Origin of the sequence: Glaciimonas sp. CA11.2 (genome assembly GCF_034314045.1) — a bacterium.
In the GTDB taxonomy this organism is placed as follows: Bacteria; Pseudomonadota; Gammaproteobacteria; order Burkholderiales; family Burkholderiaceae_D; genus Glaciimonas.
Window position 1 is genome coordinate 5293894 of sequence record NZ_JAVIWL010000001.1, and the last position, 17979, is coordinate 5311872.

Below are 17979 nucleotides of genomic sequence, written 5' to 3' on the forward strand. Positions count from 1 at the left end.
AAAAATCGTCTCCTTACGAAATACTTCCGGATAAGACACGTCAGTCAACCAATGCGTTGCACTAATTTAGGCGCTAAATCCGGTTTCTTACAATTGCACTTATGAACAAATACGCTTCGCAAAAAGCAAAAATGCCTGCATCAGAGACTGACGCAGGCATTTTACCTATCGATTAAGCAACAATACAGTCACGAAATATCGAGACAAAGTATTGGAGATCAATGACAAGCCTATCAACAAGCCTATTACTTACGCAAACCGAGTTTTTCGATCAGCGAACGATAACGGCCAAGATCTTTACTTTTCAGGTATGACAACAGGCTCTTACGACGGTTAACCATCATAATCAGACCGCGACGTGAATGGTGATCTTTAGCGTGTGCTTTAAAGTGACCATTAAGGTCGTTGATACGTGCTGTCAACAAAGCGACTTGCACTTCTGGCGAACCAGTATCATTTTGCGCGCGTGCATTGTCAGCGACAATAGCGGCTTTAGCTGTTTTTTCGATAGTCATACTTACCTTTCACAAGCGGTACACAGAGTGGAAACCCCATATACCGTGATTACATAATTAAAAATGGCCCACATAGACCAGAGGCGCAGTATATAGCAAAACTTCTACGGATTCAATCACTTGACGCCGTTATCACGTCTGCCTATATATTATAAGACCGGTATTATCATATGGTTATTGCCAAACTACTTTAACCGGATCCAAATGATTGCATCGCGTACGGAATTAAGCCTCCTAAATGCAGTCCTAGCAAGGTAATCCTTGCTCGCTCCTTTAGAGGTCATTCCGTACTTTTATCAATAAGGAATCATTATGAAAAACCTCGCAAGCGCCCTTATTATCAGCCTGGCAGTCATTCTGGCAGGCTGCTCTGTTCCAGTAAATCCGGGCGACCCTGAAACCCAAGTCATCAGTCGCCTCGGCAAGCCCACTGCTACATATCAAGACGGCAATGAACGCCTGCTTGAATACGATCAGGGTGCGTTCGGGCAGGAAACCCATATGGCGCGGATTAGCCCGGATGGACGCCTGATTTCCTATACGCAAGTCTTAACCCTGGAGCAATTCGCCAAAATCAAGGTCGGTCAATCAAAGAACGACGTCCTGCGCCTCGTCGGACATCCGCTTGATACCATCTTTTATAGCCGTGTCAAACTGGAAGGCTGGAACTACGGCTTTAAAGAAAGCGGTGTTTGGAACTCCTTGATGACGGTGTACTTTGATGAGGCTGGTATCGTCAAAAAGCTTGAAAATGGGCCAGATCCACGCTTTGAACACTCACGTTTTGGGCTATAACTGTCAACTTTGAGTAGGGTGAAAGCACTCGGTAAGCCAAATTGTAGAATTTGATAGGCTCTTTTCGTGAGGACTTGACTCTGGTAATAAATAAACACACCCAATGGAAGACATTCCCTTAGGCAAAAAACCATGAAAATGAATCCAAAATTTCTGATTCCGCCTCGCATTCGCGCCATGCTTATCAGCACGGTTCAAGAATGGCTAAATCAACGGTCGGGCAGCAAAGGTGCCGCATTAGCCTTTTACACACTATTTTCCATGGCACCGGTCCTGGTTTTGGTAATAGCCATCGCTGGTGCCGTATTTGGACAACAAGCGGCGCAAGGAGAGATTGTCGGTCAACTATCCGGCTTGATCGGCCCCACTGGCGCAAGCGCGATTCAACTGTTACTAGCCGCCGTGCATAGCAGTCAGTCAGGTGTGATTGCGACCACTATTGCGTCCCTTGCTTTAATCGTCGGCGCAACCACCGTATTTTCTGAACTCAAGGATAGTCTGGATGAAATATGGTACGTGAAACGCAATCAGTCATCGGGACTCATGACGCTGATACAAACCCGCTTACTTTCATTCGGGCTAGTACTGGTCCTGGCGTTTTTGTTGCTGGTCTCTTTGGTAATTAGCGCGGCGCTGGCGGTCTTGCAAAAATATTGGAGTGGTTTTTTTGGCGATATCCCTATCGTCCTGCCGTTCATATCCTCGCTATTTTCGTTTGCCGTCATTGCGGCGCTGTTCGCGTCTATTTATCGGCTGTTGCCACAAACCAAGTTACCTTGGCGCGATGTCTGCATTGGCGCAATTGGCACTGCCGCACTGTTTATCGTAGGAAAGATGTTGATCGGAATTTATCTGGGTAACAGTGGCACGGCGTCGAGCTATGGCGCAGCCGGATCGGTGATGGCGTTACTTCTGTGGATTTACTATTCAGCGCAGATTTTCTTTTTTGGGGCGCAGTTCACACGCCAATATGCGCTGTATTTCGGCAGCCTTCGTGATCAGCAAGTCCCCAGCCCCGATCAAGCTAATCGTGCCGGGCGCGCTGATCATTTAGTCGTAGATCCAGACCGTTAAGCCCAGACCACTGATAAGACCTTAGTCGACGTAAGGCTCCAGGCCATTGTCGGACAAACGCAAAATACGACCGCAACGTCGCGCCAGTTCGATATCGTGGGTGACGATCACAAATGCGGTCCCCATTGTTTGCGACAATTCCAGCATCAGATCGAATGTCATCTGTGCCGTGGCCCGATCAAGGTTCCCCGTCGGCTCATCTGCAAGCACACATGCCGGTTGCGTGACCAAAGCCCGCGCTAACGCCACGCGCTGGCGTTCACCACCGGACAACTCACCCGGAACATGGATCACACGATTTGCCAAACCCACACGTGACAACACTGCATGCGCTTGCTCTTGGGCGTCCTTGCGACTCAGGCGTCGAATCATCAATGGCATGGCTACGTTGTCTAATGCCGAAAACTCCGGCAACAAATGATGAAACTGATAAACAAAGCCAAGCGCAGTATTGCGCAAATCGCCCCGCGCTTTTTCACCCAAATTACTCAAATCTTTACCTAGCAACGTGACGCCACCGGTCGTCGGTGTATCAAGACCGCCTAAAAGGTGTAGCAAAGTTGACTTACCCGAGCCAGACGCACCGACGATCGCGACTTGCTCACCCTTAACGACGTCGATATCGATACCATTTAGCACCTTGACGGAGTAGCTGCCTTGGGTAAAGGTTTTTCCCAAGCCGCGGCTCGACAAGATAATTTCGTTCATGCTGTTACCGTCATTGTTGGATTTCAGTGAGTTATTCATAGCGCAGCGCCTCCGCTGGTTTCACCCGTGCGGCCCACCAACTTGGATATAAGGTGGCAACAAACGCCAATATTACCGCAACACCGCCAATGGTATAGACGTCAGGCCAGCGCAAATCAGATGGCAACTCGCTGATCACATAAATACTTTTCGGTAAAAACTGGACATGCAGCGCGTGTTCTATCGCCGGGACGATGACATCGATATTCAACGCAATCAACACCCCAAACCCCACCCCGAGCGCGGTGCCGATCAATCCCACCAACGCGCCTTGAATCATGAAAATTTTCATAATCGAACCCGGTGAAGCACCCAGCGTGCGCAAAATAGCAATATCCGCCTGCTTCTCGGTAACTGTCATTACCAGCGTCGAAACCAGGTTAAAGGCCGCGACCGCAATAATCAGCGTGAGTATAATAAACATCATGCGCTTCTCGGTTTTAACCGCGGCGAACCAGTTACTGTTTTGCTGCGACCAGTCACGTAAATACAAATTAGCTGGCATTGTCTTCGCCAACTGCTGCGCGACTTCTGGCGCCCGCAACATATCTGTAATCTTGAGACGCAAACCGGACGGTGCAGTCAGACGAAACATTTTTTCTGCATCTTCCATCTGGATAAAAGCCAGCGACGAGTCAAACTCATAATGACCGGCTTCAAATATCCCGACGACATTGAATTGCTTCAGACGCGGCACTACGCCAGCGGGCGTCACCTGCCCTTGCGGAGCCAGCATAGTAACTTTGTCACCGATACCTGCGTGCAACCCACGCGCCAATTCACTACCGAGCACGATATTAAACTCACCCGGCTTCAATGCATTGAAATCGCCCTGTTTGATTTGCTTGGTGACATCCGAGACTTTTGGCTCTTCTGAAGGCATCACACCACGGATGCCAACCCCGCGCACTTCACCATCACGCGTTAACATGGCTTGCGCCTCGACGTATGGCGCAGCGCCAATGACCTCTTTGTTATTGAAAGCCTGCCTGGCGACCTCTTCCCAATTTGGCATTTCACCGGAGCCATCGAATACTTCGATGTGCGCCAAAACCGACAGCATGCGGTCCCGCACCTCTTTTTGAAAACCATTCATCACCGACAACACCACGATCAGCGCCGCCACACCAAGCGCGATCCCAGCCATCGATATTAACGATATGAAGGAAATAAAACTATTACGGCCACTCCGCTTGCCAGCGCGGGTGTAGCGTATGCCGACCAACCACTCAAACGGTATATTTTTAAAAATGCTCAATGCAAGGCTCCTGAAATCAGCAAGCAGTTTGCCATAATTCAGAAGTCTTATAACGTTTTGTAACGAATTCAAACACTTAAAGGCGTTTGCCAAAGTATTTGGTGCAAATTTAATAAGTCAATTGAATCAACCAGCGATAAATAATGAAAGATGAATTATTAAATGCCGAGTTAGCGATATCTGACACATGCACCTAAATGCGGCGTCCCTAGACCAGAACCCAGTTCGATAGCGCAGTCATGCTCTGCCACCTTCATATAACGTCTTAATGAGCAAATCTTCGGTACTGAATCCGCCCGTTTCCTTAAAACCGCGCTGGTAAAAAAGCGCGCCAATGGCGATGATGCGATAAAGTTCATCTTCTGATAACTTATCGGAAATTTTAGCAATTTCTGTCGCTAACATTTCCACTAAGTCTTCAAAAGTAGCACGCGGTATTTGCCGACTGGTATTGCCCCACATATCCATTATCAGCTCTGGCCCCATGGTTTTCTCCTTGAAAATAAACAGTATAGGAAACTTCACAGAATTCGCCAGTGATGTTAACGGGCAGATAAACCCATAAAAACAACCGGCACTATCGATTAAAAATACCATTTACATCTCGAGATGTTGGGAAATGGATCTAAGCTCTTTTGTCAAAGAACTGCGGAGATGCACTTACCTTAAAAAGGTAAAGCAATCTAAAGATAACGGTTTTTCCACTTCCGCTACAGAGATGCCATACAATTCGGGCATGAAACATCTCGACATTCTTCTACCATTCAGCCTACCGCCCGCTGAACTGACACGCGACATATTGCGTGAAATAAAACTGCCTGCGCTGAGCACGCTTGTTGCTCGCGCCAAAGGCGGCAGTAAACAACAACAGATTCTAGATGAATTTGCCAGGGCGCTGCCGCATGAAGGGTGGTTATCGCAACACTTCGGTTTAAGCACCAACCAAAACATTCAGCCGCATAATTCGAACAACGCACCGACAAGCCCTCCAGTCGCAGTCGCTGCCATGCGCGCATGTGGTCTGACCGTAGACGACGGTTACTGGTTCATGCTTCACCCGGCCCACATTCACATTGCGCGCGACCATCTGGTATTGACCGATATTCGACAGGTAAGCCTGTCCGAAAAGGATTCTCGCGCATTATTTGAAGAGGCTAAATCCCTTTTCGATGGCGAGAACCGCATCTTGCTGTATGGCGATGCCAATACATGGTTTATGCGCGCCGATGACTGGCAGCAATTAAATACCTCAACACCGGATGCGGCATGCGGCCATAACGTCGATATCTGGATGCCGCACGGAGAAGGTGCACGCCCGTGGCGCAAATTGCAAAATGAAGTACAAATGCAATGGTTTGAAAACAGCGTCAACGAACAACGCGCTGCAACGCGTCAGCAAGCTGTGAATGCCTTATGGATGTGGGGCGGCGCCAGCGCACAGCCCGTTGATGGGTCAAGCGCCTTACCTTTTTATAGCCACACCTTTAATTTGCACGGTTGGTCGCGCGCTTTTGGGCAAGATAGCCAGCCTAACGCCAACGTGATGGGCGATGCGGAAAAGCTTATCGCCACTAGCGGCGAGCGTGGCCTGCTGTTACTGGATGATTTAATCGCTCCTGCGCTGACCGGCGAATGGTCAGAATGGATACAGGCATTTCAAGCGATGGAACGTGACTGGTTTGCCCCGCTCTTAAACGCCGTGCAACAAGGCAAACTGAAACAATTGACACTCACATTTACCGACAATACCCGGATCACCGAATTGACCACCACGCCTCTCTCCCTTAAAAAATTCTGGATAAAGCCTTCGTTGAACGAGGCCTTCACCACGACTGCGGAAGAGCCAGTGCAATGACGCGCATCACTACTCGGCCCTATCCATTTCGCGACTCCGAGCGCTTACGTCAAAGTGGCGTTCATCCAGTCCTGGCCCGCGTCTATGCGGCACGCGGTCTGCTCGACGTAAAAGAACTTGAAAGCGAATTAAGCTCTTTGATTGCACCGAGCGGGTTGTTGCATATTGGTGACGCCGCCATCTTTTTAGCTGATTCCATTGCAGCGAAAAAGAAAATGGTCATCGTTGCCGACTACGACTGCGATGGCGCGACCGCCTGTGCGGTCGGTCTGCGCGGATTGCGGTTGCTGGGTGCCAACGTCGACTTCATCGTGCCGAATCGTTTTGAATACGGCTACGGCCTGACGCCGGAAATCGTTGAACTGACTGCACGAGAAAAGTCGCCTGACATTATCGTCACCGTCGACAACGGTATCGCCAGCATTGATGGCGTGGCCGAAGCCAATCGGCGTGGCATCGAAGTTGTCGTCACCGATCATCACTTGCCTGCCGATACATTACCCGCAGCACGCGTGATCGTGAATCCAAATCAGCCCGAATGTGGTTTCCCCAGCAAAAATCTGGCAGGCGTCGGCGTGATGTTTTATGTGTTGCTGGCGTTGCGCGCAGAGATGCGCAAGCGTGGCATATTCGATGCACAAACCCAGCCTAAACTAGATGTGTTGCTCGATCTGGTTGCACTTGGTACCGTTGCCGACGTCGTTAAACTGGATGCAAATAATCGGATTCTGGTCGCCCAAGGTTTAAAACGGATGCGTGCAGGCAGAATGCACCCCGGGATTGCCGCCCTATTTCGGGCCGCAGGACGTGAGGCGCGCCGCGCCACGCCGTTCGATCTCGGATTTGCCGTGGGTCCACGCCTGAACGCTGCAGGACGATTGGCCGATATGGCGCTAGGCATCGAATGCCTGACCACCGACGATGAAGGCCGCGCCTGGGTCATTGCCCAACAACTCGATACCATCAATAAAGAACGTCGAGAAATCGAAGCTGGAATGCAAGACACCGCACTCGCATTACTCGATAATTTCAGTCCGGCTGACAGTAATACGATCAGTGTATTTGATGCTTCGTGGCATCAAGGTGTCATCGGGATTGTTGCCTCGCGACTAAAAGATAAATTTTTTCGACCAACTATCACCTTTGCCCCTGGCAGCGATGGCATGATCAAAGGCTCAGGCAGATCGATCCCCGGTTTCCATTTGCGCGACGCGCTGGATCTGGTATCTAAGCATGCCCCAAGTCTGATTGAAAAATTCGGTGGTCACGCCATGGCTGCCGGATTAACAATACGTGCGGATGCATTCGAGACCTTCTCAGCAGCGTTCGAAAAAGTCGGCAGCGCTTGGCTCGGCAAACATCAACTTGAACGAATCATCGAAACCGATGGCCCTTTAGAAGACGCCTATTACACCACGCAATTCATCGAGCAGATGGAAGGCCAGGTGTGGGGCCAAGGCTTTGCACCACCGGTATTCTGCGACGAATTCAAGGTCATCAGCCAGCGTATTCTCAAAGAGAAACATTTAAAACTCTTGTTAGAAAGAAATGGCACACGATACGATGCAATCTGGTTTGGGCACACCGACGCACTCGGTGGCAAAGCCAAGGTAGCCTTCCGTCTTGATGCCAATGAATACAACGGCGTTACCAAAGTACAATTAATGGTGGAGCATGCGGAGGCGCTTACTTAATAGCTTACTTAGTAGATAGTCGATCTGTCGACATTTAGCCGGTTCGAACTTTGGATAAAAACCTCTGTTAATATCATGGCAATTCTGGGGATTACCGCTGCGCTTCTATCACACAGTTAGCTGCGGTGATTTTTCGTTAGCTGGTAAGGCTAGTCAGGCCAGCGACAGTGTTTTGATACTAACGGACCAAATCACATCCTATGCCCCGTACACGCCCGCCACTCCACCGCATTCAAAAACCGTTGATGACGAGTAGCCGGTTGCGGTTCATTATCATCGGCAGTGTCGTGTTACTGGCTGGCTTAGTCTGGCTTGCAATTGCCATTGTGCAGCCAGCGGTTCAACGCACCATCGTGATCACCACCGGTGCAGATGGCGGCATTTATCGTGGTTTTGCCGAGCGCTATGCCAAAATTTTAAAACGTGAAGGAATTACGCTTGATATACGCAGTTCATCCGGAGCTGTAGAAAATTTTGATCGGTTGAAGAACCCCGATAGCGCATATGAAGTAGGCTTGATTCAGTCTGGTATTGGTGACGCTAACCGCGCGCCAAATCTACAAACGATTGCCGCCGTATCCTACGAGCCGATCTGGGTCTTTTACCAGGCATCCACCACCATTGAGCGTTTATCCCAACTGCAGGGGAAGCGGGTCTCCATCGGCGTTCCCGGCAGCGGGTTACGTATCGTGGCGGCTGATCTGCTAAAGCAAAATGGGCTTAACAAACAAAACACCAAGCTACAAGAACTGGGTTCGGCTAAAGCGTATGAGGCATTAAAAAACGGTACACTCGATGCCGCTTTCTTCATAGGACGACCAGATTCCGAAATGATGCAGAGGTTGCTCAAAAGCGATCTTAAGCTGATGAATTTTGTTCAAGCCGATGCATTGGTACGTCAATTTCCATCGCTATCCAAAGTCACCTTTCCACGTGCTTCAACCAGTCTTGCCGACGATCTGCCACACACCGACGTGACCTTATTGGCGGCCACGGCACTACTCGTATCGAAAGACACACTCCATCCGGCATTGGTTTATTTGTTACTCGATGGCGCCAATGAAATTCACGGAGCGCAAGATTACTTCACGCCACGCGGATATTTCCCCAATCAAAACGCCGAAGATTTTCCTATTTCTGACGAAACCAAACGCTATTTCAAATCTGGTCGTCCTTTCTTGCAGCGCTACTTACCGTTTTGGTTAGCTAACTTCATAGAGCGCCGATTTATTATTTTGCTGCCTTTTATGGCGCTGCTATTTGGCTTGCTACAAGTAATACCAAGAATCTATGCGGCCACGATGAGAAAGCGGTTGGTGGTGTGGTACCGAGAAATAAAATCGCTTGAAGATGAAATATGGGCGACCAAAAATCCGACTGTTGAAAGTGTCAATCAATGGCGCGATGAGATCGAAGAAATTGACGCCAATGCCAATCAAATCAGTATTCCACAACAATACTTTGGCGACGTTTACGCCCTGAAACAAGCCATCAGCGTGGTCCGCGCCCGTATCATGAGCGTGGCAACAACCGTTCGCCGCGATCCGCCAAACCCAGCTGATGCGGTCGCTACCGATCAAATCTAATGCGTGTACAAGTGCATGGTTTGTTGCCAGCTTCCAAGAAAGTAATCGTGACAAGCAAGCCGGAAGCGAAGTACTCAAATGAAGACGGAAAAAAATATTTTATCGCACAGGTAAAAATTGCAGGAATGTCCCGCCGAGCAAATTCTGTACATAGCTGATTCCGGCACGCCGGTATTTTTCGGTGATCACCACCGCCAACAAATCAATACGACCAATGATCTTGCCGAACTCCCGTTCAAAGCTTAGATTGTGCTCACCTTCAGAGATATCGTTAGACAGTAGCAATAGCTGGCCAGCAGGATTTCGTCGCGTGCCAAGTATCCATGAAGCAACTTCGAGGTTGCGGGCCGCGTTGTATAAAAACTGGGCGTTAAGGCCATCAATAAGATAAAAAGTGGTTTTACCACCATGCGCGGTAATGATTATGTCGGCCGTGGCATAAATAAACGCCGCTGCGCGATCGCCCTGAAAGCTTGGATCAAGGGCCAACGACAATGCCGCAATATCATGCTTCCCCTGCAACTCTGCCCAAGGCTGGCGCGCCTCTATCGCAACCCGTACACGTTTGATTGCATCGTCCCGACTAGTTGCCGTCTTTTTCCACTCGGCTGGGTTGCGTCGATACAACTTATCCAATAAGCGATATAAGCTGTCAAGATTGTCGCGCATCGCCAATGTTGCCACGCGGTTAACGTCCGACTGTGCTAACTCGCCCGCGCTGACCGATGCGCCTTGCACCTCTCCACGCGGCGCGGGGATCGGCGCAAAAAGTCCGCATCCGCTCAGTGATATGGCTAGTCCAACGCTGAGCGCCACACTACGGGCAGCCAGTTTTGATGATTGTTTTGACATGATTCTATTCAACTTAAATAACAGTAAAGATGCGGAGAAAGCATTCAGGAGCCGTTCTGATTGTAATTTGCTGATGCTCAGAGACTGGCGATTTAACAAAAGTTCACCTTGACCCAACGAATCGGGATGAAATCGCGCCTACAAATCGACTCCCCTTCATCGTTTTGCATTCGATAACCAATGGCTCGCGTATAATTTAGGGTTTATTGCAAGAGACATCATCATGGAAGCCGAACGCTTAAATTCCCTGCAAGCCCTCCTCTCAGACCTCACGTCACGTGAGATTGAATTACGGAGGTATCTTTGACTTCGATACCAAGGTAGAGAAACTCGATCAAGTCAATGGCGAACTCGAAGACCCGGACGTCTGGAGTGACCAGAAACGCGCCCAGGAACTCGGGAAAGAAAAGAAATCATTAGAATCAATCGTCGTCACCTTGACCAAGATTGAAGCCGACCTGCGCGATACCAGCGATCTGTTCCAGATGGCGCGCGACGAGCAGGACGAAGAAACGGTAGAAGCCGTGGAAGCCGATACCGAAGAGCTCAAAAAGCTAGTCGAAGGTATGGAATTCCGCCGTATGTTCAACAATCCGATGGACCCGAATAACTGCTTCATTGATATCCAGGCCGGCGCTGGTGGAACTGAAGCACAGGATTGGGCATCGATGTTGTTGCGTCAGTATTTGCGCTATTGCGAACGTAAAGGCTTCAAAGTTGAGATCATGGAGCAGTCTGACGGCGAGGTTGCCGGGATTAAAACTGCGACCTTGAAAGTAGAAGGCGACTATGCCTATGGCTTTTTGCGTACAGAAACTGGCGTCCATCGCCTGGTGCGAAAATCGCCGTTTGACTCAGCCAATGGCCGTCACACGTCCTTCTCAAGCCTGTTCGTTTATCCAGAAGTAGACGACTCTATTGATATTGACGTCAATCCGGCAGATGTGCGCGTCGATACTTATCGCGCCTCCGGTGCCGGTGGTCAGCATATTAACAAGACCGACTCAGCGGTGCGTTTGACGCATGGCCCGTCCGGTATCGTTGTTCAATGTCAAAACGACCGCAGCCAACACCGTAACCGCGCCGAAGCGTGGGACATGCTGAAAGCCAAGTTGTATGAGCTGGAGTTGCGCAATCGTATGACCGAGCAGCAAAAACTGGAAGATTCCAAAACCGACGTTGGTTGGGGTCACCAGATTCGCTCGTACGTACTGGACCAATCCCGTATCAAGGATCTGCGCACCAACTTCGAGAGCGGCAATACCAAGGCGATTCTCGACGGCGATCTGGATGACTTCATTGCGGCATCGCTGAAACAAGGCGTTTAACATGTTCAATGCGCTAATTATGCTGAGATGCTGAGATTGCGAACAGAGCAATTAAAGACTTAACAGCAACATGATAAGCGCCGACGTTGCGCCAGAAGCCAGTAACTATTTGGCGCAACGTGCTTATTGTGCGCAATGTCCACGTTCTCACGAGCGCATTCAACACCAACAATCAGTACCCGTTATTTCATCGTATTTATCAAAAAGAGCCTGACATGACGACAGATAATCAGCAGCAACCTGTCCCACAAGACGAAAACAAAATCATCGCCGAACGCCGCGCCAAATTAACTGCCCTACGCGCACAAGGCGTCGCATTTCCAAACGATTTCCGCCCCATCCATAAAGCCGCCGATCTGCACGCGCAATACGCCGAACTCGATAAAGAAGCGCTGGACGCCGCCGAGGTCAAGGTTGTCGTCGCCGGACGAATGATGCTGAAACGTGTCATGGGCAAAGCCTCCTTCGCGACCTTGCAAGATGCATCAGGTCCAAAAGCCGATGGCCGTATCCAATTATTCATCACCAAAGAGCTCGCTGGTGAAGCGGAATATGAAGCTTTTAAGCATTACGATCTGGGCGACATTCTTGGTGCAGAAGGCACATTGTTCAAGACCAAAACCGGTGAGTTATCGATCAAGATTAGCGTCCTGCGTTTGTTGACCAAATCCTTGCGCCCTTTGCCAGACAAGTTTCACGGACTGTCCAATCAGGAAACCAAGTATCGCCAGCGTTACGTTGACCTGATCATGAGCGAAGAAACCCGTCGCACATTCAAGGCACGCACTGCCACGATGTCATCGATCCGTCGCTTCATGGAAAAAAATGACTTCATGGAAGTCGAAACACCGATGTTGCACACGATTCCCGGCGGTGCTGCCGCGAAGCCGTTTATTACCCATCACAACGCGCTCGACATGCAAATGTTTCTGCGTATCGCACCAGAACTATATCTGAAGCGTTTGGTAGTCGGCGGTTTTGAACGCGTGTTCGAAGTCAATCGTAACTTCCGTAACGAAGGCGTGTCGCCGCGCCACAATCCGGAATTCACGATGATGGAATTCTATGCCGCATATGTCGACTACCAATGGTTGATGACCTTCACCGAACAAGTCATCCGACAAGCTGCAATCGATGCCCACGGTACCGCAACCCTGACCTATCAAGGCCGCGAACTGGATTTGAGCAAGCCGTTTGAACGGCTGACAATTGTTGGTGCGATCAACAAATATGCCCCACATTACGAAGATGCACAGCTGCACGATGCTGACTTCATCAAAACTGAATTGGCAAAATTCGGCGTCAAGCCATTCGCCACCGCTGGACTCGGTGCGTTGCAGCTGGCGCTATTCGAAGAAACCGCAGAAGCCCAATTGTGGGACCCAACTTACATTATCGACTATCCGGTCGAAGTGTCACCGTTGGCCCGCGCATCGGACACTGTACCGGGTATCACCGAGCGTTTCGAACTATTCATGACAGGCCGCGAAATCGCCAATGGCTTCTCGGAGTTGAACGACTCCGAAGATCAGGCAGCGCGTTTCCAGGCGCAAGTTGCCGCCAAAGATGCGGGCGATGAAGAAGCCATGTATTACGACGCCGACTATATTCGTGCGCTGGAATACGGCTTGCCACCGACTGGCGGTTGCGGAATTGGCATCGATCGCCTGATGATGCTCATCACCGATTCGCCGAACATTCGTGATGTTATTTTGTTCCCACATCTGCGTCGGGAAGATTAGTCCTTAGTAATAAGCAGACCGATTAAACCGGCGTATCAACCAATTGCCGCCAGCTTCACGCTGGTGGCAATTTGCGTTTACATCTGCACTGACGACACCTGTATTTTACTATTTAGCAAAGCACCTGCTGGGCTCAGGCTTGGAGTCGGTCATCAACTGTGCGCCTCACGCCATGGTGATTCGTTATTTTTCTGTTCGAAACCACATCGATCGTGAATTGGCGTCAGATAGCGCCATAAATATCTAAAATATTGCCCTACATAACTATAAAAATCACTTTTTGGTCAAAATCCAACATATTTGTACAATGTGTTACAAGCAATTACATCTGAAACATTCTGCTGCTAAAATTGCATGAAAGAATCATAGATAATGAAACCACTGAATAAAAACTGTTAGAGGAGATAAAAATGTCTGATCCAATCAAGCGCCGTATTCATCCCCTTGTCGCAACCGCCGCGGTTGCTGTCACGCTGGTTTGCCTGGTGGGCGTTGCGGCCATCACCGGCTTGATTCCCACCTCTAATAGCAGTGCGCCACCGGTAGCAGCGATGTCTGCACCAGCGCCTGGGGTCGACAATCAACCATCCATGAACAATTCGAATATTGCACCCACACCCGCACTAGCGGCGAATCAAAACAACAATCCGGCACCCTCATCACAATCTAATTATGTTGCTGAGCAACGCCATGCACCGCCTCCATCGCAACGTTATGCGAACGAGCAACAATCTCCTCCTCCCGCGCCCGTTTGTTATAGTTGTGGCCGCGTTGAATCGATACAAGCGATTCAACAGGCAGCTAAACCAAGTGGCTTAGGTATCGCCGCTGGTGCAATATTAGGCGGCGTCCTCGGGCATCAGGTTGGCCACGGAAACGGCAACACACTGGCGACTGTTGCCGGTGCAGTCGGCGGCGGTTTTGCTGGTAATGAGGTTGAAAGTCGGACCCGCACCACAACCAGCTACCGCGTAGAAGTGCGGATGGAAAACGGTAAATTGCGGAGTTTTCCACAGTCGGCACAAGAATGGCGCGTTGGCGATCCGGTACGTGTTGTGGATGGTCACCTGGAAGGACGCGGCTAAACGCTTAAAAGATTGCTACAAAAAAAACCGCTGTCACTACAAAATGTAGTGACAGCGGTTTTTTTAATGCCTTACCAACTTATCAGCCTGCGCTAACATGGGCCGATCAAACCATTTTTGAACTTGGTTCTATTACCTCAGGAATAAAGCGTACTTATTTGCCGTACTTACTTAGCCTCGTCTATCCACGCCAACTGAATAGCTTCCAGAATTTTCTCGCCTGACCGATTAGGATCATCGTCGAATCCATCCAGTTCGCAGACCCAACGGTGCAAATCGGTAAAGCGAATCGTCGTCGGATCAACATCTGGAAACTTGTCATACAAAGACTCTGCAATTAGCAGTGTATCAATCCATTTCATTACGCTCATCCTTTTAAAACTGCAAACCGGCGGCGTCGAAATATTATTTCAATCACACGTTGGGCATTTAATCCGTTGCCTGAACAGCCGATTGTCACTCTTCACTCATCGACTTTCAACCATAACCTTACCAATGTCCTTGGTCAACGCCGAACATCGATAAGCGCATCAATCACCGACATCAACCTATTAGTGATTTTCGCTCGCATGATTGATCGTATACTTTGGTATCTCGACCACCAGATCTTCTTCGCCGACAATCGCCTGACACGATAGACGCGATGTTGCTTCCAGTCCCCAAGCCATATCAAGCAAATCTTCTTCTTTATCATCAAGCGCATTGAGTGAAGCGAAGCCTTCACGCACGACGATGTGGCAGGTAGTGCAAGCACACGATTTTTCACAGGCGTGTTCGATGTCAATATCATTTGCGAGAAGGACGTCACACACCGTTTTGCCAGCAACAGTCTGCAACACAGCGCCGTCAGGACAGTAAGTAGGATGGGGCAGTACGACAATTTGAGTCACGGTAATTACCTCTACAATATTTGGGTGTTATGGACTAATTCAAAACTTAACGGCAAAAAATTATGAAATCTGATCGAGCGTCTTACCAGTAAGCGCATCGTGAACGCTACGATCCATGCGCCGCGCCGCGAACTCTTCGGTCCCACGCGCTAACGCATCGACCGCCGCCTTGATCGCAAGATGATCATCACCTTGCGCCTTGGCGCGCACCTCGACGATCAACGCTGCGATCGCCACATTTTCCTGCTCGGACAACAAGGCAGCATCGCTAGTCAGTGCCGACTCGGTTGCCAGCACGATTCGCTCAGCTTCTACCTGCTCCTCTCTCAGCGCCCGTAACTGCATGTCAACGTCGGCCGAGGTGAACGAATCCTGCAACATTTTTGCAACCTGATCATCTTCCAACCCATACGACGGTTTCACGTTGATCGACGCTTCAACACCGGATCGCAACTCACGCGCAGAAACAGATAGCAAGCCATCTGCATCGACTTGATACGTCACTCGAATCCGCGCTGCACCCGCGGCCATTGGCGGAATACCACGCAATTCGAAACGTGCGAGGGAACGACAATCGCTCACAAGCTCACGTTCGCCCTGCACAATATGTACCGCCAACGCGGTTTGACCATCTTTAAATGTGGTGAATTCTTGAGCACGCGCGCACGGAATCGTTGAATTACGCGGGATGACTTTTTCAGCTAATCCACCCATTGTTTCAATTCCAAGCGACAAGGGAATCACATCAAGCAACAACCAGTCATCGCCGGGAGCGCGATTGCCAGCCAACAAATTAGCTTGAATAGCAGCGCCCAACGCCACGACTTTGTCGGGATCGATATTCGCCAAAGGGATCGTCTTGAAAAAATCGCCCACCGCCTTGCGGATCGCTGGCATGCGCGTTGCGCCGCCGACGAGCACGACGCCATCGATATCATCCGCAGTGAGGTCCGCATCGCGCAACGCTTTTCTGGTGGGCGTCAATGTTTTGGCAACAAGGTGTGCAGTCAGCTCGCCGAAGATGCCCGCGGTCAACGTCAAATGTACTTGCTCACCAGAACTCAACGCAGCATCAATGGTGACTTCTGTTTTTGACGAGAGTAATTCTTTGGCTTCGCGGGCTTTGACCATCAAGACCCGCGTGTCGCTATCGGAGAGAGGTGCGAGTTGAGACTCCTGACTGATCCAGCAGAAAATACGATGGTCAAAATCATCACCGCCAAGTGCCGAATCGCCACCAGTTGCCAAGACCTCGAACACACCTTTGGTCAATTTCAGGATGGATATGTCGAAAGTACCGCCGCCCAAATCGTAGACAACATAAATACCTTCCGACGCGTTATCCAGACCGTAAGCAATCGCAGCTGCAGTCGGCTCGTTGAGCAATCGCAGAACATTAATACCCGCCAATTGCGCCGCATCTTTAGTCGCCTGACGTTGCGCATCATCGAAGTATGCGGGCACGGTAATCACCGCCCCAACTAAATCGTCGCCCAATGCATCTTCCGCTTGCTGACGTAACGTCGCCAGAATCTGCGCAGAAATTTCAACCGGACTTTTGATACCCGCAATCGTTTTGATTTGCACCATGCCCGGCATATCCTGAAAATCATAAGGCAGATTTTCAACATAGGCGATATCTTTGAGGCCGCGTCCCATAAAGCGTTTGACCGACAGAATCGTATTTTTTGGATCGCTGGTTTGCGCGGCCTGTGCCTTATAGCCGATGTGCGCGTGGCCGTTAGGCAAGTAACGTACGATTGACGGCATCAAAGGCCGCCCTTCTTCGTCGTTCAATACTTCGGGAATGCTGTTACGTACCGTCGCCACGAGCGAATTGGTGGTACCAAGATCAATCCCCACCGCCAGACGATGCTGATGCGGTGCGGTGGACATGCCAGGTTCAGAGATTTGAAGGAGAGCCATAGTTTTATTCCGGGAGAGCGATGCGGATACCGAGGGCGATAAACGCCGAGCCGGCCAATCGATTCAGGTAAGTGGCGGCCGATGCTTTGCGTTGAAAAAAAGCGCCGACCATTCCAGAGAAACAAGCAATCACGCTAAAAATAGCGAGTGCCTGCAATATAAACACAACCGCAAGCAACAGCATCTGCGCCGGAATATGGCCGGCACGTGCATTCACAAACTGCGGTAAAAAGGCGATAAAAAATAAGGTAACTTTAGGATTTAACATATTCGCGATCACGCTCTGCCAATAAATACGGGACAGCTTGATTGCGCTGGATACACCCTCGGTCTGGATCGCGGCGGTCGACAGTAGCGTGCAAATTCCCAAATAAATCAAATAGCCAGCACCTGCATATCGCAGCAATGCGTAAGCAGACGGCGACGCTTTAATCAATGCCGCAAATCCGAATACCGCCAACATCGTATGAAAAATCAAACCAGAGCTAAATCCCAATGCTGCGACCAAACCAGCTTTTCTACCCTGCGCAATACCACGCGTTAGAACGTAGATATTGTCCGGACCGGGAGCCAGCGTCAACGTCATTGCTGCAAGTAAAAACAACCAGACTTCAGGCATACTTGCTTTCTGT

Annotated in this window: 17 protein-coding genes; 8 read left to right on the top strand and 9 right to left on the bottom strand. The window is 50.0% G+C overall.

Annotated elements, in window-relative coordinates; translation table 11 throughout:
* Positions 1 to 245 precede the first annotated feature (245 nt).
* The gene (gene rpsO, locus RGU75_RS22905) at positions 246 to 515 is read right to left on the bottom strand and encodes a 30S ribosomal protein S15 (protein ID WP_205320164.1); all 270 of its coding nucleotides are present in this window, start codon (positions 513 to 515) and stop codon (positions 246 to 248) included.
* Between the two features lie 312 nt (positions 516 to 827).
* Between rpsO and bamE the strand changes: the two genes are divergently transcribed.
* The gene (gene bamE / locus RGU75_RS22910; protein ID WP_322240004.1) at positions 828 to 1310 is read left to right on the top strand and encodes an outer membrane protein assembly factor BamE domain-containing protein; all 483 of its coding nucleotides are present in this window, start codon (positions 828 to 830) and stop codon (positions 1308 to 1310) included.
* A gap of 132 nt (positions 1311 to 1442) precedes the next feature.
* Positions 1443 to 2384 (top strand): YihY/virulence factor BrkB family protein, encoded by a 942-nt coding sequence (locus RGU75_RS22915; protein ID WP_322240006.1) that lies wholly within the window; start codon positions 1443 to 1445, stop codon positions 2382 to 2384.
* 21 nt (positions 2385 to 2405) lie between these two features.
* Here the strand turns inward: RGU75_RS22915 and lolD are convergent, their stop codons facing one another.
* The 3 genes from lolD to RGU75_RS22930 form a co-directional block, all read right to left on the bottom strand.
* Positions 2406 to 3131 (bottom strand): lipoprotein-releasing ABC transporter ATP-binding protein LolD, encoded by a 726-nt coding sequence (lolD, locus tag RGU75_RS22920; protein ID WP_322240008.1) that lies wholly within the window; start codon positions 3129 to 3131, stop codon positions 2406 to 2408.
* Positions 3124 to 4389 (bottom strand): lipoprotein-releasing ABC transporter permease subunit, encoded by a 1266-nt coding sequence (locus RGU75_RS22925; protein WP_322240010.1) that lies wholly within the window; start codon positions 4387 to 4389, stop codon positions 3124 to 3126. Before RGU75_RS22925 ends, lolD begins: the two co-directional genes overlap by 8 nt.
* Positions 4390 to 4626: 237 nt before the next feature.
* Positions 4627 to 4986 (bottom strand): hypothetical protein, encoded by a 360-nt coding sequence (locus tag RGU75_RS22930; protein WP_322240012.1) that lies wholly within the window; start codon positions 4984 to 4986, stop codon positions 4627 to 4629.
* 139 nt (positions 4987 to 5125) lie between these two features.
* Here RGU75_RS22930 and RGU75_RS22935 point away from each other — a divergent pair, with 139 nt between their 5' ends.
* The 3 genes from RGU75_RS22935 (at position 5126) to RGU75_RS22945 (ending at position 9524) form a co-directional block, all read left to right on the top strand.
* Positions 5126 to 6244, top strand: a complete 1119-nt coding sequence (locus tag RGU75_RS22935; protein ID WP_322240013.1) for a hypothetical protein — start codon at positions 5126 to 5128, stop codon at positions 6242 to 6244.
* Entirely contained in the window at positions 6241 to 7938 is a 1698-nt protein-coding gene (gene recJ / locus RGU75_RS22940) for a single-stranded-DNA-specific exonuclease RecJ (protein WP_322240015.1), read from the top strand. The genes RGU75_RS22935 and recJ overlap by 4 nt, the downstream gene beginning before the upstream one ends.
* Positions 7939 to 8138: 200 nt before the next feature.
* Positions 8139 to 9524, top strand: coding sequence for a TAXI family TRAP transporter solute-binding subunit (locus tag RGU75_RS22945; RefSeq protein WP_322240017.1), 1386 nt, complete (start codon positions 8139 to 8141; stop codon positions 9522 to 9524).
* 99 nt (positions 9525 to 9623) lie between these two features.
* On the opposite strand, the gene RGU75_RS22950 is transcribed toward RGU75_RS22945, so the two are convergent.
* Positions 9624 to 10376, bottom strand: a complete 753-nt coding sequence (locus RGU75_RS22950; protein ID WP_322240019.1) for a hypothetical protein — start codon at positions 10374 to 10376, stop codon at positions 9624 to 9626.
* A 223-nt stretch (positions 10377 to 10599) separates the two neighbouring features.
* On the opposite strand from RGU75_RS22950, the gene prfB reads away from it, so the two are divergent.
* From prfB to RGU75_RS22965, 3 genes are all read left to right on the top strand, one after another.
* A protein-coding gene (gene prfB / locus RGU75_RS22955; protein WP_322240020.1) for a peptide chain release factor 2 occupies positions 10600 to 11704 on the top strand; the annotation gives its coding sequence in 2 pieces (ribosomal slippage) (positions 10600 to 10680 and positions 10682 to 11704; 1104 coding nt in all).
* Between the two features lie 215 nt (positions 11705 to 11919).
* Positions 11920 to 13446, top strand: coding sequence for a lysine--tRNA ligase (gene lysS / locus RGU75_RS22960; RefSeq protein WP_322240022.1), 1527 nt, complete (start codon positions 11920 to 11922; stop codon positions 13444 to 13446).
* A 410-nt stretch (positions 13447 to 13856) separates the two neighbouring features.
* A complete protein-coding gene (locus tag RGU75_RS22965) occupies positions 13857 to 14531 on the top strand; it encodes a glycine zipper 2TM domain-containing protein (RefSeq protein WP_322240024.1) in 675 nt (224 codons plus the stop codon).
* A 167-nt stretch (positions 14532 to 14698) separates the two neighbouring features.
* Here RGU75_RS22965 and iscX read toward each other — a convergent pair whose 3' ends face one another.
* The 4 genes from iscX to RGU75_RS22985 all read right to left on the bottom strand — a co-directional run bounded on the left by iscX (position 14699) and on the right by RGU75_RS22985 (position 17966).
* Positions 14699 to 14893, bottom strand: coding sequence for a Fe-S cluster assembly protein IscX (gene iscX, locus RGU75_RS22970; protein ID WP_322240026.1), 195 nt, complete (start codon positions 14891 to 14893; stop codon positions 14699 to 14701).
* A gap of 189 nt (positions 14894 to 15082) precedes the next feature.
* The gene (fdx, locus tag RGU75_RS22975) at positions 15083 to 15421 is read right to left on the bottom strand and encodes an ISC system 2Fe-2S type ferredoxin (protein ID WP_322240028.1); all 339 of its coding nucleotides are present in this window, start codon (positions 15419 to 15421) and stop codon (positions 15083 to 15085) included.
* A gap of 60 nt (positions 15422 to 15481) precedes the next feature.
* Positions 15482 to 17347 (bottom strand): Fe-S protein assembly chaperone HscA, encoded by a 1866-nt coding sequence (gene hscA / locus RGU75_RS22980; protein WP_322240030.1) that lies wholly within the window; start codon positions 17345 to 17347, stop codon positions 15482 to 15484.
* 4 nt (positions 17348 to 17351) lie between these two features.
* A complete protein-coding gene (locus tag RGU75_RS22985; RefSeq protein ID WP_322240032.1) occupies positions 17352 to 17966 on the bottom strand; it encodes a LysE family translocator in 615 nt (204 codons plus the stop codon).
* Positions 17967 to 17979: the final 13 nt, after the last annotated feature.

What these genes read in the sequence shown, in the direction of transcription:
- rpsO (WP_205320164.1), bottom strand. Translation starts at nt 515, where the DNA reads ATGACTATCGAAAAAACAGCTAAAGCCGCTATTGTCGCTGACAATGCA.
- bamE (WP_322240004.1), top strand. Translation starts at nt 828, where the DNA reads ATGAAAAACCTCGCAAGCGCCCTTATTATCAGCCTGGCAGTCATTCTG.
- RGU75_RS22915 (WP_322240006.1), top strand. Translation starts at nt 1,443, where the DNA reads ATGAAAATGAATCCAAAATTTCTGATTCCGCCTCGCATTCGCGCCATG.
- lolD (WP_322240008.1), bottom strand. Translation starts at nt 3,131, where the DNA reads ATGAATAACTCACTGAAATCCAACAATGACGGTAACAGCATGAACGAA.
- RGU75_RS22930 (WP_322240012.1), bottom strand. Translation starts at nt 4,986, where the DNA reads ATGGTATTTTTAATCGATAGTGCCGGTTGTTTTTATGGGTTTATCTGC.
- RGU75_RS22935 (WP_322240013.1), top strand. Translation starts at nt 5,126, where the DNA reads ATGAAACATCTCGACATTCTTCTACCATTCAGCCTACCGCCCGCTGAA.
- recJ (WP_322240015.1), top strand. Translation starts at nt 6,241, where the DNA reads ATGACGCGCATCACTACTCGGCCCTATCCATTTCGCGACTCCGAGCGC.
- RGU75_RS22945 (WP_322240017.1), top strand. Translation starts at nt 8,139, where the DNA reads ATGCCCCGTACACGCCCGCCACTCCACCGCATTCAAAAACCGTTGATG.
- RGU75_RS22950 (WP_322240019.1), bottom strand. Translation starts at nt 10,376, where the DNA reads ATGTCAAAACAATCATCAAAACTGGCTGCCCGTAGTGTGGCGCTCAGC.
- lysS (WP_322240022.1), top strand. Translation starts at nt 11,920, where the DNA reads ATGACGACAGATAATCAGCAGCAACCTGTCCCACAAGACGAAAACAAA.
- RGU75_RS22965 (WP_322240024.1), top strand. Translation starts at nt 13,857, where the DNA reads ATGTCTGATCCAATCAAGCGCCGTATTCATCCCCTTGTCGCAACCGCC.
- iscX (WP_322240026.1), bottom strand. Translation starts at nt 14,893, where the DNA reads ATGAAATGGATTGATACACTGCTAATTGCAGAGTCTTTGTATGACAAG.
- hscA (WP_322240030.1), bottom strand. Translation starts at nt 17,347, where the DNA reads ATGGCTCTCCTTCAAATCTCTGAACCTGGCATGTCCACCGCACCGCAT.
- RGU75_RS22985 (WP_322240032.1), bottom strand. Translation starts at nt 17,966, where the DNA reads ATGCCTGAAGTCTGGTTGTTTTTACTTGCAGCAATGACGTTGACGCTG.